The organism is Allobosea sp. RCC_152_1, from assembly GCF_041360765.1.
GTDB classification, from domain to species: domain Bacteria; phylum Pseudomonadota; class Alphaproteobacteria; order Rhizobiales; family Beijerinckiaceae; genus Allobosea; species Allobosea spartocytisi.
The window spans coordinates 1-21,357 of sequence record NZ_JBFUPU010000009.1 but is presented as its reverse complement, the minus strand read 5'-3'; the positions used below and the strand labels follow the sequence as shown (position 1 = coordinate 21,357).

The window sequence follows — 21,357 nt, the reverse complement described above, 5'->3', positions numbered from 1 at the left end:
GACCGATGCCGACCAACATCCTGATGCCCGCGCTCTCTCCGACGATGGAGAAGGGCAATCTCGCCAAATGGCTGAAGAAGGAAGGCGACACCATCAAGTCCGGCGACATCATCGCCGAGATCGAGACCGATAAGGCCACGATGGAGGTCGAGGCGGTCGATGAGGGCATCCTCGCCAAGATCGTGGTGCCGGAAGGCACGGCCGATGTCGCAGTCAACGAGGTGATCGGCGTGATCGCCGGCGAGGGCGAGGACGCCAAGAGCGTCTCCGCACCGGCGGTCGGCGCTGCGCCGAAGGTGGAAGCTCCCAAGTCCGAGCCTGCGAAAGCCGAAGTCGCTCCGGCCGCCGCTGCGCCTGCCAAGGCGGCTGAAGCACCGGTTGCGACTGCTCCGGCGAAGGCTGACGGCAGCCGTTCCTTTGCCTCGCCGCTGGCGCGGCGTCTCGCCAAAGAGGCCGGGCTCGACCTCTCCGCCATCGCTGGCTCCGGCCCGCATGGCCGCATCGTCGAGAAGGATGTCGAGGCTGCCAAAAAGGGCGGCGGCGCCAAGGCTGCTCCGGCGGCTGCGCCTGCCGCTGCTCCCACGGCCAAGCCCGCCGCCGCGCCGCTCGCGACCGGCCCCTCGGACGAGGCGGTCAAGAAGCTGTTCGCGCCGGATTCCTATGAAGAAATCCCGCATGACGGCATGCGCAAGACGATCGCGCGCCGCCTGCTCGAGGCCAAGCAGACCGTCCCGCATTTCTACGTCACGGTCGATTGCGAACTCGACGCGCTGCTCAAGTTGCGCGCGGAGCTCAATGCGGCCGCGCCGGAGAAGGACGGCAAGCCCGCCTACAAGCTCTCGGTCAACGACATGGTCATCAAGGCGCTGGCGCTGGCGCTCAAGGCGGTTCCGGACGCAAACGTGTCCTGGACCGAGAACACGATGCTCAAGCACAAGCATGCCGATGTCGGCGTCGCCGTCTCGATCCCGGGCGGCCTGATCACGCCGATCATCCGCGATGCCTGCCACAAGACGCTGTCGCAGATCTCCAACGAGATGAAGGACATGGCGGCCCGCGCCAAGGCCCGCAAGCTGAAGCCCGAAGAGTATCAGGGCGGCACGACGGCAGTCTCGAACCTCGGCATGTTCGGGGTCAAGGACTTCGCGGCGATCGTCAATCCGCCGCATGCGACGATCCTGGCGGTTGGCGCCGGCGAGCAGCGCGTCATCGTCAAGGGCGGTCAGCCGGCTGTCGCGACGGTGATGTCGGTGACGCTCTCGACCGACCACCGCGCCGTCGACGGCGCGCTTGGTGCCGAGCTTCTCGCGGCGTTCAAGGGCTATATCGAGAAGCCCATGGCGATGCTGGTCTGAGGCGGCGGGAGAAACACCATGGCTGACTACGACATCATCGTCATCGGCTCCGGCCCTGGCGGCTATATCGCCGCCATCCGCGCCGCCCAGCTCGGCTTCAGGACCGCGATCGTCGAGCGTGAGCATCTCGCCGGCATCTGCTCGAACTGGGGCTGCATCCCGACCAAGGCGCTGCTGCGCTCGGCCGAGATCCTGCATTACGGCCAGCATGCCAAAGATTACGGGCTCACGCTGGAAGGCTCGTTCAAGGCCGATCTCGATGCCGTCGTGAAGCGCTCGCGCGGCATCGCGGTCAGGATGAACAACGGCGTCCAGTTCCTGATGAAGAAGAACAAGGTCGACGTGATCTGGGGCGAGGCCAAGCTGACCAAGCCCGGCACGATCGCCGTCGCGCCGACCAAGAAGCCGGCGATGCAACCGCAAGGGCCGGTGCCGAAGGGCGCCAAGGGCGAGGGCACCTATACGGCCGACCACATCATCGTCGCGACCGGCGCCCGGCCGCGCGCGCTGCCCGGCATCGAGCCGGATGGCAAGCTGATCTGGACCTATTTCGAGTCGATGGTCCCCGCCAAGATGCCGAAATCGCTGCTGGTGATGGGCTCGGGCGCCATCGGCATCGAATTCGCGTCGTTCTACCGGACGATGGGCGTCGAGGTGACCGTCGTCGAGGTGCTGCCGCAGGTCGTGCCGGTGGAGGATGCCGAGATCGGCGCCTTCGCGCGGAAAGCCTTCGAGAAGCAGGGCATGAAGATCATCACCAGCGCCAAGGTGACGAAGGTCGAGAAGGGGGCGGATTCGATTACCGCCCACATCGAGGACGAGAAGGGCGGCAAGCAGACGATCACGGCCGACCGCATGATCTCGGCTGTCGGCGTCGTCGGCAATATCGAGAATATCGGGCTGGAGGCGCTCGGCGTGAAAACCGATCGCGGCTGCATCGTCATCGACGATCTCTGCCGCACCAACGTCAAGGGCGTCTACGCCATCGGTGACGTCGCCGGCCCGCCGATGCTGGCGCACAAGGCCGAGCATGAGGCGGTGATCTGCGTCGAGGCGATCAAGGGGCTGCATCCGCACCCGATGGACAAGTCGGTGATCCCGGGCTGCACCTATTGCCACCCGCAGATCGCCAGCGTCGGCCTGACCGAGGCGAAGGCCAAGGCCGCCGGCCACGAGATCAAGGTCGGTCGCTTCAACTTCGTCGCCAACGGCAAGGCCGTGGCGCTCGGCGAGGACAGCGGCCTCGCCAAGACGATCTTCGACGCCAAAACCGGCAAGCTGCTCGGCGCCCATCTGGTCGGCCCGGAGGTGACCGAGCTGATCCAGGGCTTCGTCGTCGCGATGAACCTCGAGACGACCGAGGAAGAATTGATGCATACCATCTTCCCGCATCCGACGCTGTCGGAGGTGATGAAGGAAAGCGTGCTCGATGCTTACGGCAAGGTGCTGAACGCCTGAGCTGCGCAGTCACGGCGGAGAGCCTGGAAATTGGCTTTCCATGGGCGGTATGGCGGCGGGGGCGTGCCATGAAGCGTGCGGGTGCAAGGCTGCTGACCGTTCTCGCGGCTGTCCTGTTTGGCGGCGTGGGAGCCTTGGCCTGTGACGGCGATACATGCGCCAACGGCCTGGCCTATGAAGCGTTCGGCGCGGCACCCGGCGGCGGGACGCGCCCCGTCCTCGCCATCTTCGTCCATGGGGACGTTTCGGCCGGAGGGCCGGCCGACTACATGTACAGCCATGCTAGGCGGTTCGCGGCCGGCCGCAAGAATGTGGTGGCCGTTGCCCTGCTGCGGCCCGGCTATTACGACCGCGCCGGCCGTCGCAGCGACGGCTCCGATAATGGCCGTCGGGATACGTTCCAATCCGGCAACAACAGCGCTGTCGCCGGGGCGATCCAGGAGTTGAAGCGCATCTACAACGCCCGCAGCGTGGTGGCTCTCGGGCATTCGGGCGGCGCCGGCACGATCGCTGTCGTGGCCGGAAGCCATCCCGGCCTGATCAACGGCCTCGTGCTGGTGTCATGCCCTTGCGACGTTCCGGCCTGGTATGCCAGCCGAGGCCGGCGGCCAGGAGCGGCTCAGTCGCCGGTGGACTACGTGTCCGGCATTCCCGCAGGGACGCCGATCGTCACTGTCACCGGACAGGCGGACGACAACACCCGCCCGGAACTGGCGGCGGACTATGTCGCGAAGGTGCAGGCGAGGGGGCTGTCCGCGAGAGCGCAGATCGTCGGGGGCGGGCATAATTTCGGTGGCGCACTTGCGGCGACGTCGGTTTCCGCGCTCGCAGCGATGGTCCGCTGATCGGCAGCGACGCTCGCCCGCAGCGACTTGGCGCCCGCCCGTCCGCGCTCCATATTGCGCCCATGCCGCCACGCACCCGCAAATCGCCGAAGCCCGACCGCGTCGTCCGCGACGAGGATATCGAGATCCTGCCGCCGCGCCGGACGCTGCCGCTGGACTGGAGCGTCATCGTCCCGACGGTGGCGTCCGGCACGGTCATCGGCTTCGCCGCGAGCCTCGTGGTCGGCGGAGGCGGGCTGATCCGCCATGCCGTCGTCGGCGTGCTCGGCATGCTGGTGGGGCAGGGCATCGTGCGCCTGACCGGCTGGCGATTGAATACGGGCTACGGTTTCCTCGACGATGCCGGCATGGCGGTGCTGGGTGCCATCCTCGTCATCCTGCTGGCACGCTTCATCGCGTAAGTTTGGATTTCGTCTTCAGGAACTTTCACGCAGGGCTTACGGTTATCTGCGCGCGCCTTCGCGCATGGCTAGGGGGATATCCGCGATGGAAAGCTTTGCCGCCACCATGGCCCAGCCGGGCTACGGTTTCTTCATGACGCTGCTGATCGGTCTCATCGCCGGCTGGATCGCCGAGCGCCTGACCTCATCCGATCACGGTCTCTTCACCAACATGCTGGTCGGTGTCGCCGGCTCCTTCGTCGGCGCCAAGATCGCCGAATTGCTGGAGGTCCCGGTCTTCGGCTTCTGGCGGACGCTGACGGCTGCGGTGGCCGGCGCCATCGTCATCATCGTGATCTGGAACGCGGCGCGCGGGCGCCGCTGAGGCGCGCTCGCCCGCCGGGCAGTTGCGGGAGCGCGCTTTGGGGATTAGCTAAGAGGGAGCCGGCCTTGCCGGCTCCTGCTTTTGAAGCCCGGACCCCGTTATGGCGCTTGTTCTCGACCTTCTGAACCGCGATCCGCGACCCAATGCCGGCAATCCGAAGGCGGAAGCTCGCCAGCCCGCAGCGGAATTGCGCCACCCCGAGAAGCAGAAGCGGCCGGAAAACCCGGTCCTGCGCAAGCCGGACTGGATCCGCGTCAAGGCGCCAGGCTCGCCGAAATGGGCCGAGACGCAGAAGATCGTGAAGGCCGAGAAGCTGGTCACGGTCTGCGAGGAGGCCGGCTGCCCGAATATCGGCGAGTGCTGGGAGAAGAAGCACGCCACCTTCATGATCATGGGCGACACCTGCACGCGGGCCTGCGCCTTCTGCAACGTGAAGACCGGTGTGCCGCTGCCGCTCGATCTGGAGGAGCCGCGTAAGGTCGCGGATGCCGTCGCCAAGCTTGGGCTCGAGCATGTCGTCATCACCTCGGTCGACCGCGATGATCTCAAGGACGGCGGCGCCGAGCATTTCGCCAACGTGATCCGCGCCATTCGCAAGGCTTCGCCCGGCACCACCATCGAGATCCTGACGCCGGACTTCCTGCGCAAGCCGGGCGCGCTCGAAGTGGTCGTCGCGGCCAAGCCCGACGTCTTCAACCACAATCTCGAGACCGTGCCGGGCAAGTATCTGAAGGTGCGACCGGGCGCGCGCTATTTCCATTCGCTGCGGCTGCTGCAGCAGGTGAAGGAGCTCGACCCGACGATCTTCACCAAGTCCGGCATCATGGTCGGGCTCGGCGAGGAGCGGAACGAAGTTCTCCAGCTCATGGACGATCTGCGCTCGGCCGAGGTCGACTTCATGACCATCGGGCAGTACCTCGCGCCCTCGCGCAAGCACCATGCGGTGATCCGCTTCGTCACGCCGGACGAGTTCAAGAGCTTCGAGACCATCGCCTATGCCAAGGGCTTCCTGATGGTGTCCTCGACGCCGCTGACCCGCTCCTCGCACCATGCCGGCGAGGATTTCGCCCGGCTGCGCGCGAATCGCGCGGCAAAGCTCGGCGGCTGACGGCGCCGTTCCCCATGCCGATGTTCAACAGCACCCGCCGGGTGAAACACTCGCCCGAGCAGATGTTCGCGCTCGTGGCGGATATCGAGAAATATCCGCAATTCCTGCCGCTCTGCGAGGGGCTGGTGGTGCGCCGCCGCACGCCGCGCGAAGGCGGGGGCGAGGTGCTGTTGGCCGATATGACGGTCGGTTACAAGGCGATCCGCGAGACCTTCACCAGCCGCGTGACGCTCGATCCGGCAAACCTGAAGATCCTGGTCGAATATGTCGACGGGCCGTTCCGGCATCTGGAGAATCGCTGGACCTTCAAGCCGAACGAGAGCGGCTGCGAGGTCGGCTTCTTCATTTCCTACGAATTCGCCAGCCGCATGCTCGGCCTGCTGATGGGCGCCATGTTCGACAAGGCCTTCCGCAAGTTCTCGGAGGCCTTCGAGCGCCGCGCCGATCAGGTCTATGGACGCGGTGGGGCTGCAGCCCTCGGAACATAGAGCTTGCCGAGCGCTGCAGAGAACGCGCGAAAGCAGAGTTCCTACGGCCCGGTCAGCGCCGTCTCGCGCAGCAGATCAAGCGCTTCCAGCACGCTGAGGCGGCGGATCTCATCGCGCGATTTCTCGCCGAAGCGGCGTTCGCGATGGCGCGTGCCGGAAGGGCCGGCGCAGGCGAAATGGACGAGCCCGACCGGCTTCTCGACGCTGCCGCCGCCGGGGCCGGCAACGCCGGTGATCGAGACCGCGAAGGTGGCATCAAGGCGCTTGCGGCCGCCTTCCGCCATGGCACGGGCGACGGGTTCGCTGACGGCGCCGTGCTGTTTCAGCAGGGGCTCGGGAACGCCGGCGAGAGCCGCCTTGGCCTCGTTCGCATAGGTGATCAGCCCGCCCAGTACCATCGCGGACGAGCCGGCGATCGCCGTCAGCGCGCCGCAGACGAGGCCGCCAGTGCAGGATTCGACCGTCGCGACGGTGAAGCCGCGCTCCTTGCTCATGTCGAGCAGCTCGGCCGCAAGTGCGCGGATGTCGGGATCGAACATGGCTTCACTCCTCCTCGGGCAGCCGGACCGTCGCTGTGGCCAGCGCAGCGAGGCCTTCGCGCCGGCCAGTGAAGCCCATGCGCTCCGACGTCGTCGCCTTGATCGCGACCTTGCCGGGCGTGACGCCGGCGGCCGCGGCAATCGCTGCGCGGATCGCGTCGCGATGCGGGCCGACCTTCGGCGCCTCGCAGACGATGGTGAGGTCGAGATGGTCGATGCGACCACCACGCTCGCGCACGCGCTCCGCCGCGAAGGCGAGGAATTTCGCTGAGGCGGCGCCGCGCCATTGCGGATCGCTCGGTGGGAAATGCGTGCCGATATCGCCTTCGGCCAGCGCCCCCAGCAACGCGTCGGTCAAGGCATGAAGCGCGACGTCGCCGTCGGAATGAGCGACGACGCCCTGATCGTGGCCGATCCTGACGCCGCCGAGCCAGACATGATCGCCCGGCCCGAAGGCGTGGACATCGTAGCCCGTGCCGACGCGGGTGACGAGCAGCTTGCCGTTGCCGGCGCCGGTCCGCATGAAATCCTCCGGATGCGTCAGCTTGATGTTGGCGGGATCGCCCGCAAAGGTTGCGACGGGATGGCCGGCCCATTCCATCAGCGCGGCATCGTCGGTGAAGCCGTGCAGGAGCGCGGCGCTGGCCGCCTCGTGAGCGGCCAGCAAAGGGCCGAACCGGAAGGCCTGCGGGGTCTGCACGCTGACGAGCCGGTCCCGGGGCGGCGTCTCGGCGATGTGGCCGCGCTCGTCGATACGCTTGATCGTGTCGGTGACCGGCAGGGCGGGGATGGCCGCGAGCCCGCTTTCGTCCAATGTGCGGATGGCGGCGTCGATCAGGGCCGGCGAGACGAAGGGGCGCGCCGCGTCATGGACCAGCACGATGCCATCGAAGCCGTCGCGCGCCAGCGCCTGCAGCCCACGCCGGACGGAGTCCTGCCGGGTCGCGCCACCGATGGTCGGCGGCGCAAGGCGCGCGGGGTCGAGGCCGGCGATGGCGTCGGCATAGCGATCCTCGTCGCCCTCGCCGATCACGACAGCGACGCGGCCGATCGCAGGCTCTGCCAGAAAAGGCGCCAGCGCCTGCGCGAGAACCGGGCGCCCGTCGATCAGCCTGTATTGCTTCGGCTGGCCGGCGCCTGCGCGCAAGCCGCGACCGGCCGCGACGAGCAGGGCGGCGACGGGGGCGGAGGTCTCGATTCGGTTCGGCACGTTCCCTTGCCCTGGACGGAGAAATCGCAATCGGCGGAAGCCATAGCCAATTCGGTGGCGCTCGGGCAGGGGGTGCGGCGATGTTGCATCGCAATATCAACGTCAAGACGCTTGCGCTTATGCAGCAATGTCCAATAAATATGCATCCTAGAGATTGCCTCAAAAGCAGGCTGTGAGTTGTTGCAGATCGCCGGTATCCCGATCCAGTCCCGCGCCTTCCTGGCGCCGATGTCAGGCGTGACCGATATCGTCATGCGCCGCATCGCCGGCCGTTTCCGCGCGGGTATCCTCGTCTCGGAGATGGTGGCCTCGGATGAATTCGTCCGTGGCAGCGAGGAGGCGCGCATCCGTGCCGAAGGGCAGGGGGTCTCGCCCCATGTGGTGCAGCTCGCCGGCTGCGATCCGCACTGGCTCGGGGAGGCGGCGCGGCTGGCCGAGGCGAATGGCGCCGATATCGTCGACATCAATATGGGCTGCCCGGCCAAGAAGGTGACGGGCGGCTGGGCGGGCTCGGCGCTGATGCGCGATCTCGATCACGCGGTCAGCCTGGTCGAAGCCGCCGTGGCGGCCGTGAAGGTGCCGGTGACGGTGAAGATGCGGCTCGGCTGGGACGATGCCTCGCGCAACGCGCCCGAGCTGGCGCGCCGCGCCGTGGCTGCGGGCGCGCGGCTGATCACCGTTCATGGCCGCACCCGGCAGCAATTCTACAAGGGCAAGGCCGACTGGCGCGCCATTGCGGCGGTCCGGGCGGCTGGCGACTTCCCGCTCGTGGCCAATGGCGACATCCATGATGTCGAGGACGCCCGCGCCTGTCTCGATCAGTCCGGCGCCGATTTCATCATGGTCGGACGAGCCGCTCTCGGGCGGCCCTGGCTGGTCGGCGCGATCGGGGCCGCGCTCGACGGTCTGCCGGCGCAGACGGTGACGCTCTCGGACAAGCTCGCCATGGCGCGCGAGCATTACGAGGGGTTGCTGGCGCTGATGGGGATCGCGCATGGCGTGCGTCATGCGCGCAAGCATCTGGCCGCCTATGCCGACGATGCGCTGGCGGATGGCTGCGAGGCCGATCCGGAGCGCCGGCGCATTCTTTTGACCTCGGAGGAGCCGCGGCAGGTCATCGCCGCGCTGTCGGGGCTGTTTTCCACCGATCGCTGCCGCGAAGCGGCTTGAACCGGAGTCGAGCTGATGACGGTGATGTTTGCTGAGACGGGCGCCCAGGGCCGAGCCAGCTACCTGCTCGACCCGATCGAGATGCAGGCGCTCAATGTGCTGCCGATGCCCGTGCTCGTCATCGGCGAGGCTCATGCGGTCATCTATGCCAATATGGCGGCAGAGAACTTCTTTCAGTCGAGCGTCGCCCTGCTCAGGCGGCAGAGGCTCGACGACCTCATCGCTTTCGGATCGCCGGTGCTGGCGCTGGTCGAGGAGGTGCATCGCCGTGGCGCGAGCGTCAGCGAGTACCGGCTCGACCTGGGTTGTCCCCGCCTCGGGAATGAGCGCATCGTCGATGTCTTCGCCTCTCCCTTGCCCAATCAGGGGCCTGCCGTTGTCTTGATGCTGCAAGAACGGACAATTGCCGAAAAAATGGACAGGCAATTGACGCATCGAGGAGCAGCCCGCTCGATCACGGCGCTCGGCGCCATGCTGGCTCATGAGATCAAGAATCCGCTTTCCGGCATACGCGGCGCGGCGCAGCTGCTCGAAGGCTCGATCTCGGATTCCGACCGGATGCTGACGCAGCTCATCTGCGACGAGACCGACCGGATCGTGAAGCTGGTCGAGCGCGTCGAATTGTTCGGCGACGAGCGGCCGAGCGAACGCGACGCGGTCAACGTCCATGACGTGCTCGACCATGTGAAGCGCCTGGCACAATCCGGCTTTGCCCGGCATGTCCGCTTCAACGAGGTCTACGATCCTTCCTTGCCGCCGGTGTCGGGCAACCGCGACCAGCTCGTCCAGGTGCTGCTCAATCTGGTGAAGAACGCCGCTGAAGCCATTGGCGAACAAGCGATAGACGGTGAGATCACCCTGTCGACCGCCTATCGTCCGGGTATCCGCATGCAGGTGCCCGGATCGTCCGATCGCATCGCTTTGCCGCTCGAGATCGTCATCCGCGATAACGGTCCGGGCGTGCCGTCGGACCTGCTGCACCTCCTCTTCGATCCCTTCGTCACGACCAAGGCGCAGGGAAGTGGCCTTGGACTTGCACTCGTCGCCAAGGTGATCGGCGATCATGGCGGAATCGTCGAATGCGAGTCCGTTCCCCGCCGTACCAATTTCAGGATTCTCCTGCCCCTGCATCAGCGCCCGGGACAGGCAACGTAAGGCCAGCGCGAACACATGCCGACTGGGAACATTCTGGTAGCCGACGACGACGCCGCGATCCGCACGGTCCTCAACCAGGCGCTCGCGAGGGCCGGTTATGAGGTGAGGACAACCGGGCAGGCGGCAACGCTCTGGACCTGGGCCGCGCAGGGGCTCGGCGATCTCATCATCACCGACGTCGTCATGCCGGACGGCAACGCCTTCGACCTGCTGCCGCGTATCAAGCGGGTGCGGCCGGAGCTGCCGATCATCGTGATGAGCGCGCAGAACACCTTCATGACCGCGATCAAGGCCTCCGAGCGCGGTGCCTATGAATATCTGCCGAAGCCCTTCGACCTGAAGGAACTCGTCGCCATCGTCGGGCGGGCCATGTCGCGGCCACGTGGCGATGCGACCCGCGCCCAGGTGGGCGAGGCCGAGGACATTCCGCTGATCGGCCGCTCGCCGGCGATGCAGGACGTCTACCGGGCGCTGGCGCGCCTGATGCCGATCGACCTGACCGTGATGATCAACGGCGAATCCGGCACCGGCAAGGAACTGGTGGCGCGGGCGCTGCACGATTACGGCAAGCGCAAGAACGGCCCCTTCGTCGCGATCAACATGGCGGCGATCCCGAAGGACCTGATCGAATCGGAGCTGTTCGGCCATGAGAAGGGCGCCTTCACCGGCGCGCTGACCCGCTCGTCGGGCCGCTTCGAGCAGGCGGAAGGCGGCACGCTGTTCCTCGACGAGATCGGCGACATGCCGATGGAGGCGCAGACCCGGCTTCTGCGCGTGCTGCAGCAGGGCGAGTACACCACGGTCGGCGGGCGCACGCCGATCAAGACCAATGTCCGCATCGTGGCGGCGACCAACAAGGATCTGCGCATCTCGATCGCGCAGGGGCTGTTCCGCGAGGATCTGTTCTTCCGCCTGAACGTGGTGCCGATCCGCCTGCCGCCCCTGCGCGAGCGCGTCGAGGACATCCCGGATCTCGTCCGCCACTTCTTCTCGCTGGTCGAGAAGGAGGGCCTGCCGCGCAAGCAGGTCGATTCGGAGGCGATGGACGTGATGCGGCGCTATCGCTGGCCCGGCAACGTCCGTGAGCTGGAGAATCTGGTCCGGCGGCTGGCGGCGCTCTATCCACAGGAAACCATCACCGCCCCGATCGTCGAGGCGGAGCTGCAGCCGGCAAGCGCGACGCCGGGCTACAGCGGCGCCAGCACGGCGCCGGAACGGGCGGAAACGTTGTCGGGCTCGGTCGAGCGCCATCTCAACCAGTATTTCGGCGGATTTGGCGACAATATCCCGCCGCCCGGGCTCTATCACCGCATCCTGCGCGAGATCGAGCCGCCGCTGATCGCGGCCGCACTCGCCGCGACCCGCGGCAACCAGATCCGCGCAGCGGAGCTGCTCGGACTCAACCGCAACACGCTGCGCAAGAAGATCCGCGAGCTCGACATGCAGGTGGTGCGGACGCCACGCTGAAGCCTCGCGGCGCTTCCGGGCGGCTTTCAGAGGCCATCGGCCGATAGTGCGGCCGCCGGCACCGACCGGCCGGCTTGCCTTGCCTATGTCATATTTTGACAACACCGTTGCGTCGGCGCATCAGTGACGCATGCGAGCGCGACCGGCTGCCGGCCGCGCACCCTGGAGTTGTCGAATATCGTGTCGTTTTCCGTGAGTGACACCAGGATCGTGCCGCGCGCCGAGGAAAAGCAGCGCCACGTCTCCGGGTGGATCGGCGGGATCATCGTCGTTCTCGCGCTGGTTTCGGCGCTGCTGACCTTCCTCGTCCTGTCGGGCGCGACGCCGATCGCGCCGGTGCACGAGGTGGTCATCGGCGTCTTCGTGCTGAACGCGCTGCTGATCCTGGCCCTGCTGGTCGTCGTGGTCTTCGAGGCCGCCGTGCTGATCCGGGCCCGCAAGGCGGGCGCGGCGGCGGCGGGCCTGCATGTCCGCATCGTCGGCCTGTTCAGCTTCATCGCGGCGCTGCCGGCGATTCTCGTCGCGGTCATCGCGACGGTGACGATCGAGCGCGGGCTCGAACCGTGGTTCTCCGACCGGATGCGCGACGCCATCTTCAAATCGGTCGAGGTGGCGGATGCCTATGCCGCCAGCCAGTGCAAGTCGCTCGGCCGCGAGATCCGCGTGCTGGCGGACGATCTGACGCGGGCGAAGCCTGCCTTCGATGTCGACCGCAAATGGTTCGACAGCTTCATGACCGCCCGGGCGACCGCGCTCGGCCTGCCTGTGGCGGCGATCATGCAACCGCCGGACAAGACGGTCGTGCGCGCCAATATCGACGTGCTGAAGGATCCGCCGAAGCCCGACCAGGCGGCCTTCGACGACGCCTCGGCCTCGCCGGATCCGATCTGCGTGATTCCGCGCACCGGCAGGATCTTCGGCGCGCTGGTGAAGCTGCCGATCTATGACGGCAATTTCCTCTACATCGCCCGCGAGGTGGACCCGCTGGCGGTCGAGTTCCCGGCGGTCGCGCGTGGCGCGGCGGTTGAGTATCTCTCGATCGATGCGCGCCGGAAGGGCGTCCAGATCGCCTTCGCCTCGATGTATGGGCTGATCGCGCTGATCCTGCTGCTCTCGGCGATCTGGCTCGGCCTGAGCTTCGCCAATCGCCTGGTCGCGCCCATCCGGCGGATGATCCATGCGGCCGACCAGGTCTCGAGCGGCAATTTCTATGTGCAGGTGCCGATCAAGCGCTCGGAGGGGGACCTCGCCCATCTCGGGGAAACCTTCAACAAGATGACGGCGGAGCTGCGCCGGCAGCGCGACGGGCTGGTCACGGCGAGCGAGGTGATCGACCGGCGCCGGCGCTTCACCGAGACCGTGCTGTCGGGCGTGTCGTCCGGCGTGCTCAGCCTCGACAATGAAGGCCACATCACCATCATCAACCGTTCGGCCGAGAGCCTGATCGGCACCGGCGGACGGCTGCTCGGCAAGCCGATCGCGGAGATCGCGCCGGAGGTTGCGAGTTTCGTCGCCGACGCGCTTCAGGGCCGCCAGCGGCAGAGTTCCGGCCAGGTGACGATCTCGCGGGCAGGGCGCGACCGTGTCGTCAACATCCGCGCCGTGCATGAGGGCGAGGGGATCAATGCCGGGCTCGTGGTGACCCTCGACGACATCACCGACCTCGTTTCGGCGCAGCGCACGGCGGCCTGGGCCGATGTCGCCCGGCGCATCGCGCATGAGATCAAGAACCCGCTGACGCCGATCCAGCTTTCGGCCGAGCGCATCAAGCGCCGGTTCGGCAAGGTCATCATCGAGGGCAAGGAGGTCTTCGACCAGTGCACGGATACGATCGTGCGGCAGGTCGAGGACATCCGGCGCATGGTCGACGAATTCTCCTCCTTCGCCCGCATGCCGAAGCCCGCGCTGCTGCGCGAGGACATCGTCGAGACCGTCCGGCAGATCGTCTTCCTCTGGCGGGTCGGCAATCCCGAGACGACGATCGAGGAAAGCCTGCCGGCGGAAGCCATGCAGGCCCGGTTCGACCGCCGGCTGATCTCGCAGGCCCTGACCAACGTCATCAAGAACGCGACGGAAGCCATCGAGGCGGTTCCGCCCGAGGAGCGAGGGCAGGGGCTGATCCAGGTCCAGTTCGAGCGCTGGGCCGATGGCCGGATCGTCATCGACGTCACGGATAACGGCAAGGGCCTGCCCGCAGACCAGCGCCAGAAGCTGCTGGAGCCCTATATGACCACCCGCGAGGGGGGGACCGGGCTCGGCCTCGCCATCGTCGGCAAGATTCTCGAAGACCATGGCGGCGGCATCGAGCTGCTCGACCGACCCGACGGCGCGCGCGGCGCGCGCATCCGTCTCTGGTTCCCCGAAACAGGCCCGGTTCAGGAGGCCGACAATGGCGAGGAGGCTGCCGAGCGAGGCAGCGCCGCGCCAGAGCATGACATGCAGAATGGGACACGCCTATGAGTGCTGACATCCTGGTAGTGGACGACGAAGTCGATATCCGCGATCTGGTCGCCGGCCTTCTCGAAGACGAGGGCTATCGGACCCGCAAGGCGGGTTCCGCCGACGAGGCGCTGGCGGCGATCGCGGCCCGGCGGCCGAACCTGGTCTTTCTCGACATCTGGTTGCAGGGCAGCCGCCTCGACGGCTTGCAGGTGCTCGCCCTCATCAAGGAGAGCCACCCCGACCTCGCCGTGGTGATGATCTCCGGCCACGGCAACATCGAGACGGCCGTCTCGGCCATCAAGAGCGGCGCCTACGACTTCATCGAGAAGCCGTTCAAGGCGGACCGGCTGGTCCTCGTGGCCGAGCGAGCGCTGGAAGCATCGCGGCTGCGCCGGGAGGTGCGGGAGCTCAAGACACGCTCGGTCCAGGCGAACCGCATCGTCGGCCACTCCACCGTGGTCAACCAGCTCCGCCAGACGATCGAACGCGTCGCGCCGACCAATGCGCGAGTCCTCATCACCGGCGAGCCCGGCTGCGGCAAGGAGCTCACGGCCCGCACCCTGCACGAGGCATCGAACCGGTCCTCCGGCCCGTTCGTCGTGATCAACGCGGCGACGATCACGCCCGACACGATGGAAGAGGAGCTCTTCGGCGTCGAAGGCGGGGACGGGCGCTCGCGGCGCGTCGGCGCGCTCGAGGAGGCGCATGGCGGCTCGCTCTATATCGACGAGATCGGCGACATGCCGCGGGAGACGCAGAACCGCATCCTGCGGGTGCTGGTGGATCAGAACTTCCAGCGCGTCGGCGGGGCGACACGCGTCCATGTCGATGTCCGCATCATCTCTTCGTCGAGCCGCGACCTGGCCCAGCTCATCACTGATGGGCGCTTCCGCGAAGACCTCTACCACCGCCTCGGCGTCGTCCCGATCAAGGTGCCGCCGCTGTCGGAGCGACGGGAGGACGTGCCGGAGCTGATCGAGTTCTTCATGGATCAGATCTCGGTCGCCTCGGGCCTGCCCAAGCGGCAGATCGGCGCGGATGCGATGGCCGTGCTGCAATCGCATGAATGGCCCGGCAACGTCCGGGAGCTGCGCAACAATGTCGAGCGGCTGATGATCCTGACCAAGGGCGACCCGACCTCGGAGATCACCGTCGAGATGCTGCCGGCGGAGGTTGGCGCGATGGTCCCGACGACGCCGTCGGGCTCGGGCGGGGAACGCCTGATGAGCCTGCCGCTGCGCGATGCGCGCGAGATCTTCGAGCGCGAATATCTGATCGCCCAGATCGCGCGTTTCTCGGGCAATATCTCGCGGACGGCCGAGTTCATCGGCATGGAGCGCTCCGCCTTGCACCGGAAGCTCAAATCGCTGGGAGTGGGGTGAGCGTCAGGCGCCTTGCGCATGCCCATCTGCGCGTCACGCAGGTAGGATGCCTAAAAACACGGCTTTGCTGCACTTGCGTTGCATGCGAAGTCAACGATCTAATGTGATGTCGGTGTCTCGGGTCGGTAAGGTGGCTTTCCGGCCAGAACGGGACGAACTGGATCGCGGATACAATCCGATCGGCGATCCCAACAATAGGGACTACCCATGGCCGCAGAGCGGGCTCAAAACCTCCAGGACACGTTCCTCAATCACGTGCGCAAGCAGAAGATTCCGCTGACGATCTTCCTCGTCAACGGCGTGAAGCTGCAGGGCGTCGTGACCTGGTTCGACAATTTCTGCGTGCTGCTGCGGCGTGACGGTCACTCGCAGCTCGTCTACAAGCACGCGATCTCGACCATCATGCCGGGGCACCCCGTGCAATTGTTCGAGCCTGAGGAAACGGACAAGAACTGATTTGGCGGCCAGCCGCGAAGACGACAAGCAACGGGCGGCGGTGAAGGTTTCAGGCCCCAAGCCGCTCGACGAGATCGAACGCGAGATCGCGGCGAATACGCGCGCCTATGTGGTCGGCCCGTATCAGCAGAAGCGTGGCCTCGCGGTCGACAGCAATCAGCGCTCCTTCGTCGCCCGCCTCGATGAGGCCGTCGGCCTGGCGGCCGCCATCGACCTCACGGTGGTCGAGGCCGTGCAGGTGCTGCTCACGGCCCTGAGGCCGGCGACCTATCTCGGCAAGGGCAAGGTCGAGGAGCTGGCCGAGCGCATCAAGATCGAGGAAATCGGCCTTGTGGTGATGGATTGCGCGCTGTCGCCGGTCCAGCAGCGCAATCTCGAAAAGGCCTTCGGCTGCAAGGTCATCGACCGCACCGGGCTCATCCTCGAAATCTTCGGCCGGCGCGCCCGCACCAAGGAAGGTACGCTGCAGGTCGAGCTCGCCCATTTGAACTATCAGAAGAGCCGGCTCGTCCGGTCCTGGACCCATCTTGAGCGCCAGCGCGGCGGCTTCGGCTTCCTCGGCGGCCCTGGCGAGACCCAGATCGAGGCGGATCGGCGCATCATCCAGGAGCGGATGAGCAAGATCGAGCGCGATTTGGAGAGCGTGAAGCGCACCCGCTCGCTGCATCGCGCCAGTCGGAAACGCGTGCCTTATCCGATCGTTGCGCTGGTCGGTTACACCAATGCCGGAAAGTCGACCCTGTTCAACCGGCTGACCTCGGCCGAGGTGCTGGCGCAGGACATGCTCTTCGCCACGCTCGACCCGACGGCGCGCGCGATCAAGCTGCCGCATGGCGCGCGGATCATGCTCTCCGACACGGTCGGCTTCATTTCCGATCTGCCGACCCAGCTCGTCGCCGCCTTCCGCGCCACGCTGGAGGATGCGATCGAGGCCGATGTGCTGCTGCATGTCCGGGACGTCTCGCATGAGGACACGCAGGCACAAGCTGCCGACGTCCAGGCGATCCTGCGCGATCTCGGTATCAACCCGGATGACGGCCAGCGCGTGATCGAGGTCTGGAACAAGGCCGATCTGCTCGGCGAAACGGAGCGCGCCCGCCAGCTCGAGGTCGCGGCGCATCGCCCGGAAGAAAGCCGCCCCGTGCTGGTCTCGGCCCTGACCGGGGAGGGCATGGACCGCCTGACCGCCGCCATCGAAACGCGCATCGCGCGGAGCCGGCCGGTCTACGCCCTCGTGCTGGAGGCCGGCGATGGCAAGTCGCTGGCCTGGCTCCATGCCAATGGCGAGATCCTGGCGCGCGAAGATGGTGCCGAAGGCGGACTCACGCTCACCGTGCGCCTGCCGCGGGAGCGGGAAGGGGCGTTCACGGCACGTTTCCCGCAGGCTGAGCGGCAAAGATAGACCGCGCGGTCATTGCGAGGGCAGCGACGGTTCTGCTTGCCCGATAGAGAGCGTGTTTCAGCCGCTTGCCTTCTCGGCCCTCTTCACTGCTTGCCAGAGCGCTTCCATCTCCTCGAGGCTCGCCTCCTTGGCGGTTCGGCCCTCGGCCTCGAGAGCCGCCTCGATGCCCTTGAAGCGGCGCTCGAACTTGGCGTTGGCGGCGGCGAGGCAGCCCTCCGGTTCGGCGTCGACATGGCGGGCGAGGTTGGCGATCACGAAAAGCAGATCGCCGATTTCCTCATGGATGGCGGCCTTGTCGCCGCCAGCGAGCGCCTCCTCGATCTCCTGCGTTTCCTCGCGGATCTTGTCGAGCACGAGGCGTGCGTCGTTCCAGTCGAAGCCGACGGTCGAGGCGCGGGCCTGCAGCTTCCAGGCGCGGGAGAGGGCGGGCAGGCCATGCGCCACGCCGGCGAGGACGCTCCTGTTCTCCTCCTTCGGAGGCAGGCCGGCGGCTGCGTGCGCGGCAGCCTTGTCGGCCTTCTCCTCAGCCTTGATCCGATGCCAGAGCGCCTTGACTTCGGCCGGCGACAGGTCGCGCGCATCGCCGAAGACATGCGGATGGCGGCGGATCAGCTTCGAGGTGATCGCCTCGACGACATCGGGGAAGGCGAAGGAGCCTTCCTCCTCGGCCATGCAGGCATGGAAGACGACCTGCAGCAGGAGATCGCCGAGCTCGTCCTTGAGATCCAGCTTGTCGCCGCGCGCGATGGCGTCAGCGACCTCATAGGCTTCCTCGATCGTGTAGGGCGCGATCGAGGCGAAGTCCTGTTCCAGATCCCAGGGGCAGCCGGTGCCGGGCGTACGCAGGGCGGCCATGATTTCGATTAGGCGGGCGATATCTCGGGAAGGCTGCACGCTGCCAGGCTCCGTGGATTGAGGTAAGCTCACTCCCATGATTCAAGTCACCCCGTCCATCGCCATCGACGAGAGCGAGATCGAGGAAAGCTTCGTGCGCGCCTCGGGTCCCGGTGGCCAGCACGTCAACAAGGTGTCGAGCGCGGTGCAGATCCGCTTCGATGCGCGCAGCTCCCCGTCGCTGCCGAACGACGTCGCGATCCGATTGATGAAGCTCGCCGGCAGCAGGCTGACGCAGGATGGCGTCATCGTCATTGTCGCGCAGGCGCATCGCAGCCAGAAGCGCAATCGCGAGGAGGCCGTGGAACGGCTCGCTGAGCTGATCCGGGCGGCGGCCGTGCGCCCGCAGGTCCGCCGCGCGACCAAGCCGACGAAAGCCTCGAAGGAGCGCCGGCTCGCTTCGAAGGAGCGCCGCTCCGGCGTCAAGGCCGGCCGTTCCAAGCCGGTTTCGGACTAGCATGGCCGGTCAGCAGGATTCGGGCGGGCAGGGGGCCCGCAAAACCCGCGTGCCACGCCGGATCACGGTGACCTATCTGCGTCGGGCGGCACTGCATTATCTCGAGCGCTATGCGGCGCCTGCCGCGCAGTTGCGCAGGGTTCTGGCCCGCAAGATCGCGATGAGCTGCCGCCATCACGGCGAAGATCCGGCCCTGCACGCGGCTTTGCTCGACGAGGTCGTGGCGCAATGCGTTTCGCTGCAGCTCGTCGACGACCGCCGTTTCGCCGAGGCGCGAACGGCGAGCCTGCGGCGCAAGGGCCTTTCCGGTCGAGCGGTGGCCGGCCGGCTCGCGGCGAAGGGTGTCGATCGCGAACTCGTCGAGGCTGTCGCGACAACCGATGCGGAGAGCGAACTTGCAGCCGCGCGTATCGCGGCGCGGCGCAAGCGCCTGGGAAGCTGGCGCCGCTCAGCAGATGGTACGGCGGATGCCGCCACCCTGCGCCGCAAGGATCTGGCCGTGCTCGCCCGGCTCGGCTTCGGCTTTGCCGTGGCGAGGGCCGTGCTCGATGAGGAGGAGGGCGCGGAGGCCGGGTGAGGGCTCCCTCACTCCAGCTTGACCTGCGCCTCCTTCACGACCCCGCCCCAGCGCTCGACCTCCGCCGTCACGAACCTGCCGAAAGCCTCGCCGCTGAGCGAGGGGATCGGCGAGCCGTTCTTCTTCCAGGCGGCCGTGATCATCGGCGACTGAAGGGCCTTCTCGACCTCCGTCCGCATCCGGGTCACGATCTCCGGCGGCGTATTCTTCGGCGCCCAGAGCGCATACCAGGTCGAGACCTCGAAACCCTCGAGGCCAGCTTCCTTCGCGGTCGGGACGTCGGGGACGGTCTCCGAGCGCGTCGGCGCCGCGACCGCGAGCGCACGCAGCGCGCCGCTCTGGATCTGCGCCGCCGAGGAGCCCAGGCCGTCGAACAGCAAGTCGACCTGTCCGGCGACCGTATCCTGCAGCGCCGGTCCGGCGCCGCGATAGGGCACATGGGTCAGCTTCGTCTTGGTCGAGATCTGGAAGAGCTCACCGGCGAGATGGTGCGTCGTGCCGTTGCCGGCGGAGGCATAGTTGAGCTTTTCCGGGTTCTTGCGGGCGTAGTCCACTAGCTCGGCCACCGTCTTCGCCTCGACCTTGCCCGGATTCACGACGATGACCTGCGGCGGCTGGGCAATGACCGCGATCGGGATGAAATCTCGCTGGATGTCGTAGTCGAGCTTGGGGTAGAGCGCCGGCGCGATGGCGTGATGGGCCGCGCCGACGAAGAAGGTGTAGCCGTCCGGCGCCGCCTTCGACGCGGCGGAAGCACCGACCGTGCCGCCGGCTCCGCCGCGGTTCTCGATGACGATGCGCTGGCCGAGCTGCTGGTCGAGTTGCGCGCCCAGGGGCCGGGCGAACGCGTCGGTGCCGCCGCCGGCCGGGAAGGGTACGATGAAGGTGATCGGCCTCGTCGGCCAGCTTTGGGCATGGGCAGGCATGGACAGGGCCGTCAGCGAAACCGCAGCGGCAGCCATCAGCAGGTATCGTTTTGTCATCATCTCTGTTTCTCTCCCGGAAAGGCGGCTCTTCTCGGCCGTTGAAGCGAGGCTCGTCTTGTGCGTGCCGCCTGCGCGACTATAGGGCCGCGTCGTCGGCCCTTGGCAATGCTCAATAGGATGGAGGGATCGGCCATGACGGCGCACGGATCGATGCGGTGTTCCGTATCCCGATTGGGCGGAGGAGCCTCCGCATGAGCCGGCTCGACAGCTTCATCCGCCGTCTCGAGGCCCAGCGGAGCGTGCTCGACTGGGCCGCGACGCAGACCGTTGGCCGGGACGGGCTCGTGCTCGAACTGGGGCTCGGCAACGGGCGAACCTATGACCATCTGCGCGAACGCCTGCCGGGCCGTGCGATTCATGTCTTCGAGCGCGACCCCAAGGCCCATCCGCAATCGATGCCTCCGGCGCGGCTGCTCGTCATCGGCGACATGGCCGAGACCTTGCCGGCTTTCGCCGCCCAACATGGAGCGAGCGCCGTCCTGATCCATGTCGATGTCACGACCGGGGTGCCCGAGCGCGATGCGGTTGCCTTGAGCTGGCTGCCGGCGGAGGTCGCCGCACTGGCGGCGCCCGCCGCTCTGGTCGTCAGCGGCTGGGCACTCGATCATCCGGCACTAAGGCCGGAGCCGCTGCCGCACGATGTTCCTGAAGGGCGATACTTCGCCTATCGGCGGATAGGCGCTGGAGAGCGATCCGAGACCGGAGAGATCGTCTGAGCCACCGACGGGCAGGGCTCGACGATCTGTGTTGTGTCGCCCAAAGATGGAGACTTATTACGTCGAATTCATGTGCTTCTATAGACGAGTTGTCGCCCATAGCTGCGTCTGATTTAGCCCAAAGGAAAGTCGTAGCCCTGAGTTTTTAGCCCATAGCGTAGTCGTGCGCGGTACAACCAAGCTTTGGGCTAAATGGCTCGCCAGCCGACCGACAGTAAGCGATCCCGCTGCCATTTCTCGTTTAAGCGCGATCGTCGGAGAACATCCGCCGGGGTTCCGCTGTCGCGCTTCACGCGGCGATAGCGCATGTGATAACCTCCTTTATCACTTGTTATGTGGCGTGCGTCATGTCCCGGTTCTCGCCCTTCATCAAATCTGCCATGAAGCGCCATCGGGATGTGTATCTATTGTCAGAACCCGATAGACAAGTCTCTTCTTGCGCTCATTAGAGATGTCACTGGATGAATACTTCAATGTCATCTGAA

21 protein-coding genes are annotated in these 21,357 nt (G+C 66.7%); 17 read left to right on the top strand and 4 right to left on the bottom strand.

From position 1 onward, the window contains the following. The first annotated feature begins 5 nt into the window (after positions 1-5). The 7 genes from AB6806_RS23555 to AB6806_RS23525 all read left to right on the top strand — a co-directional run bounded on the left by AB6806_RS23555 (position 6) and on the right by AB6806_RS23525 (position 6,019). The gene (locus AB6806_RS23555) at positions 6-1,355 is read left to right on the top strand and encodes a pyruvate dehydrogenase complex dihydrolipoamide acetyltransferase (RefSeq protein ID WP_142020982.1); all 1,350 of its coding nucleotides are present in this window, start codon (positions 6-8) and stop codon (positions 1,353-1,355) included. Positions 1,356-1,373: 18 nt separating this feature from the next. Then, positions 1,374-2,813, top strand: coding sequence for a dihydrolipoyl dehydrogenase (gene lpdA, locus AB6806_RS23550; RefSeq protein ID WP_142020981.1), 1,440 nt, complete (start codon positions 1,374-1,376; stop codon positions 2,811-2,813). Positions 2,814-2,881: 68 nt separating this feature from the next. Then, on the top strand, positions 2,882-3,658 hold the full coding sequence (locus tag AB6806_RS23545; RefSeq protein ID WP_370955654.1) for an alpha/beta hydrolase family protein: 777 nt from the start codon (positions 2,882-2,884) through the stop codon (positions 3,656-3,658). Between the two features lie 62 nt (positions 3,659-3,720). Further along, the gene (locus AB6806_RS23540) at positions 3,721-4,059 is read left to right on the top strand and encodes a GlsB/YeaQ/YmgE family stress response membrane protein (RefSeq protein ID WP_142020979.1); all 339 of its coding nucleotides are present in this window, start codon (positions 3,721-3,723) and stop codon (positions 4,057-4,059) included. Positions 4,060-4,144: 85 nt separating this feature from the next. Beyond that, complete coding sequence (locus AB6806_RS23535) at positions 4,145-4,423, top strand: GlsB/YeaQ/YmgE family stress response membrane protein (RefSeq protein WP_038365832.1); 279 nt, start codon at positions 4,145-4,147, stop codon at positions 4,421-4,423. Between the two features lie 100 nt (positions 4,424-4,523). After that, positions 4,524-5,531 (top strand): lipoyl synthase, encoded by a 1,008-nt coding sequence (gene lipA / locus AB6806_RS23530; RefSeq protein WP_038365835.1) that lies wholly within the window; start codon positions 4,524-4,526, stop codon positions 5,529-5,531. A gap of 14 nt (positions 5,532-5,545) precedes the next feature. Further along, positions 5,546-6,019, top strand: coding sequence for a type II toxin-antitoxin system RatA family toxin (locus tag AB6806_RS23525; protein WP_112762249.1), 474 nt, complete (start codon positions 5,546-5,548; stop codon positions 6,017-6,019). 41 nt (positions 6,020-6,060) lie between these two features. On the opposite strand, the gene AB6806_RS23520 is transcribed toward AB6806_RS23525, so the two are convergent. Together AB6806_RS23520 and AB6806_RS23515 are read right to left on the bottom strand one after the other, a co-directional pair. Next, on the bottom strand, positions 6,061-6,558 hold the full coding sequence (locus AB6806_RS23520) for a CinA family protein (protein WP_112762248.1): 498 nt from the start codon (positions 6,556-6,558) through the stop codon (positions 6,061-6,063). Between the two features lie 4 nt (positions 6,559-6,562). Beyond that, positions 6,563-7,768 (bottom strand): bifunctional 2-C-methyl-D-erythritol 4-phosphate cytidylyltransferase/2-C-methyl-D-erythritol 2,4-cyclodiphosphate synthase, encoded by a 1,206-nt coding sequence (locus tag AB6806_RS23515; RefSeq protein WP_142020978.1) that lies wholly within the window; start codon positions 7,766-7,768, stop codon positions 6,563-6,565. 180 nt (positions 7,769-7,948) lie between these two features. On the opposite strand from AB6806_RS23515, the gene dusB reads away from it, so the two are divergent. The 7 genes from dusB to hflX all read left to right on the top strand — a co-directional run bounded on the left by dusB (position 7,949) and on the right by hflX (position 17,242). Further along, positions 7,949-8,938, top strand: coding sequence for a tRNA dihydrouridine synthase DusB (gene dusB, locus AB6806_RS23510; RefSeq protein ID WP_142021081.1), 990 nt, complete (start codon positions 7,949-7,951; stop codon positions 8,936-8,938). Between the two features lie 81 nt (positions 8,939-9,019). Beyond that, entirely contained in the window at positions 9,020-10,093 is a 1,074-nt protein-coding gene (locus AB6806_RS23505) for a two-component system sensor histidine kinase NtrB (RefSeq protein WP_051988336.1), read from the top strand. A 15-nt stretch (positions 10,094-10,108) separates the two neighbouring features. Next, positions 10,109-11,560: a nitrogen regulation protein NR(I) gene (ntrC, locus tag AB6806_RS23500; RefSeq protein ID WP_142020977.1), complete on the top strand. Its 1,452-nt coding sequence runs from the start codon at positions 10,109-10,111 to the stop codon at positions 11,558-11,560. Between the two features lie 192 nt (positions 11,561-11,752). Then, positions 11,753-14,020: a sensor histidine kinase NtrY-like gene (locus AB6806_RS23495; protein WP_370955653.1), complete on the top strand. Its 2,268-nt coding sequence runs from the start codon at positions 11,753-11,755 to the stop codon at positions 14,018-14,020. Then, positions 14,017-15,384 (top strand): nitrogen assimilation response regulator NtrX, encoded by a 1,368-nt coding sequence (gene ntrX / locus AB6806_RS23490; RefSeq protein ID WP_038365845.1) that lies wholly within the window; start codon positions 14,017-14,019, stop codon positions 15,382-15,384. The genes AB6806_RS23495 and ntrX overlap by 4 nt, the downstream gene beginning before the upstream one ends. A 207-nt stretch (positions 15,385-15,591) precedes the next feature. Then, positions 15,592-15,840: an RNA chaperone Hfq gene (gene hfq / locus AB6806_RS23485; protein ID WP_038365847.1), complete on the top strand. Its 249-nt coding sequence runs from the start codon at positions 15,592-15,594 to the stop codon at positions 15,838-15,840. After that, the gene (gene hflX, locus AB6806_RS23480) at positions 15,818-17,242 is read left to right on the top strand and encodes a GTPase HflX (RefSeq protein WP_465247256.1); all 1,425 of its coding nucleotides are present in this window, start codon (positions 15,818-15,820) and stop codon (positions 17,240-17,242) included. The genes hfq and hflX overlap by 23 nt, the downstream gene beginning before the upstream one ends. Positions 17,243-17,299: 57 nt before the next feature. Here the strand turns inward: hflX and mazG are convergent, their stop codons facing one another. Continuing rightward, the gene (mazG, locus tag AB6806_RS23475) at positions 17,300-18,136 is read right to left on the bottom strand and encodes a nucleoside triphosphate pyrophosphohydrolase (RefSeq protein ID WP_142020976.1); all 837 of its coding nucleotides are present in this window, start codon (positions 18,134-18,136) and stop codon (positions 17,300-17,302) included. Between the two features lie 37 nt (positions 18,137-18,173). Between mazG and arfB the strand changes: the two genes are divergently transcribed. Next, positions 18,174-18,593: an alternative ribosome rescue aminoacyl-tRNA hydrolase ArfB gene (gene arfB, locus AB6806_RS23470; RefSeq protein WP_112762243.1), complete on the top strand. Its 420-nt coding sequence runs from the start codon at positions 18,174-18,176 to the stop codon at positions 18,591-18,593. A 1-nt stretch (position 18,594) separates the two neighbouring features. Further along, positions 18,595-19,170, top strand: a complete 576-nt coding sequence (locus AB6806_RS23465; protein WP_142020975.1) for a regulatory protein RecX — start codon at positions 18,595-18,597, stop codon at positions 19,168-19,170. 8 nt (positions 19,171-19,178) lie between these two features. Here AB6806_RS23465 and AB6806_RS23460 read toward each other — a convergent pair whose 3' ends face one another. Then, positions 19,179-20,156, bottom strand: coding sequence for a Bug family tripartite tricarboxylate transporter substrate binding protein (locus AB6806_RS23460; RefSeq protein ID WP_210245590.1), 978 nt, complete (start codon positions 20,154-20,156; stop codon positions 19,179-19,181). 191 nt (positions 20,157-20,347) lie between these two features. Between AB6806_RS23460 and AB6806_RS23455 the strand changes: the two genes are divergently transcribed. After that, complete coding sequence (locus tag AB6806_RS23455; protein WP_142020974.1) at positions 20,348-20,872, top strand: class I SAM-dependent methyltransferase; 525 nt, start codon at positions 20,348-20,350, stop codon at positions 20,870-20,872. The last annotated feature ends 485 nt before the right edge of the window (positions 20,873-21,357 follow it).

Bases quoted from the DNA above. Each gene is read 5' to 3' on its own strand.
- AB6806_RS23555 (WP_142020982.1), top strand. From the start codon at position 6: ATGCCGACCAACATCCTGATGCCCGCGCTCTCTCCGACGATGGAGAAG.
- lpdA (WP_142020981.1), top strand. From the start codon at position 1,374: ATGGCTGACTACGACATCATCGTCATCGGCTCCGGCCCTGGCGGCTAT.
- AB6806_RS23545 (WP_370955654.1), top strand. From the start codon at position 2,882: ATGAAGCGTGCGGGTGCAAGGCTGCTGACCGTTCTCGCGGCTGTCCTG.
- AB6806_RS23540 (WP_142020979.1), top strand. From the start codon at position 3,721: ATGCCGCCACGCACCCGCAAATCGCCGAAGCCCGACCGCGTCGTCCGC.
- AB6806_RS23535 (WP_038365832.1), top strand. From the start codon at position 4,145: ATGGAAAGCTTTGCCGCCACCATGGCCCAGCCGGGCTACGGTTTCTTC.
- lipA (WP_038365835.1), top strand. From the start codon at position 4,524: ATGGCGCTTGTTCTCGACCTTCTGAACCGCGATCCGCGACCCAATGCC.
- AB6806_RS23525 (WP_112762249.1), top strand. From the start codon at position 5,546: ATGCCGATGTTCAACAGCACCCGCCGGGTGAAACACTCGCCCGAGCAG.
- AB6806_RS23520 (WP_112762248.1), bottom strand. From the start codon at position 6,558: ATGTTCGATCCCGACATCCGCGCACTTGCGGCCGAGCTGCTCGACATG.
- AB6806_RS23505 (WP_051988336.1), top strand. From the start codon at position 9,020: ATGCAGGCGCTCAATGTGCTGCCGATGCCCGTGCTCGTCATCGGCGAG.
- ntrC (WP_142020977.1), top strand. From the start codon at position 10,109: ATGCCGACTGGGAACATTCTGGTAGCCGACGACGACGCCGCGATCCGC.
- ntrX (WP_038365845.1), top strand. From the start codon at position 14,017: ATGAGTGCTGACATCCTGGTAGTGGACGACGAAGTCGATATCCGCGAT.
- hfq (WP_038365847.1), top strand. From the start codon at position 15,592: ATGGCCGCAGAGCGGGCTCAAAACCTCCAGGACACGTTCCTCAATCAC.
- arfB (WP_112762243.1), top strand. From the start codon at position 18,174: ATGATTCAAGTCACCCCGTCCATCGCCATCGACGAGAGCGAGATCGAG.
- AB6806_RS23465 (WP_142020975.1), top strand. From the start codon at position 18,595: ATGGCCGGTCAGCAGGATTCGGGCGGGCAGGGGGCCCGCAAAACCCGC.
- AB6806_RS23460 (WP_210245590.1), bottom strand. From the start codon at position 20,156: ATGATGACAAAACGATACCTGCTGATGGCTGCCGCTGCGGTTTCGCTG.
- AB6806_RS23455 (WP_142020974.1), top strand. From the start codon at position 20,348: ATGAGCCGGCTCGACAGCTTCATCCGCCGTCTCGAGGCCCAGCGGAGC.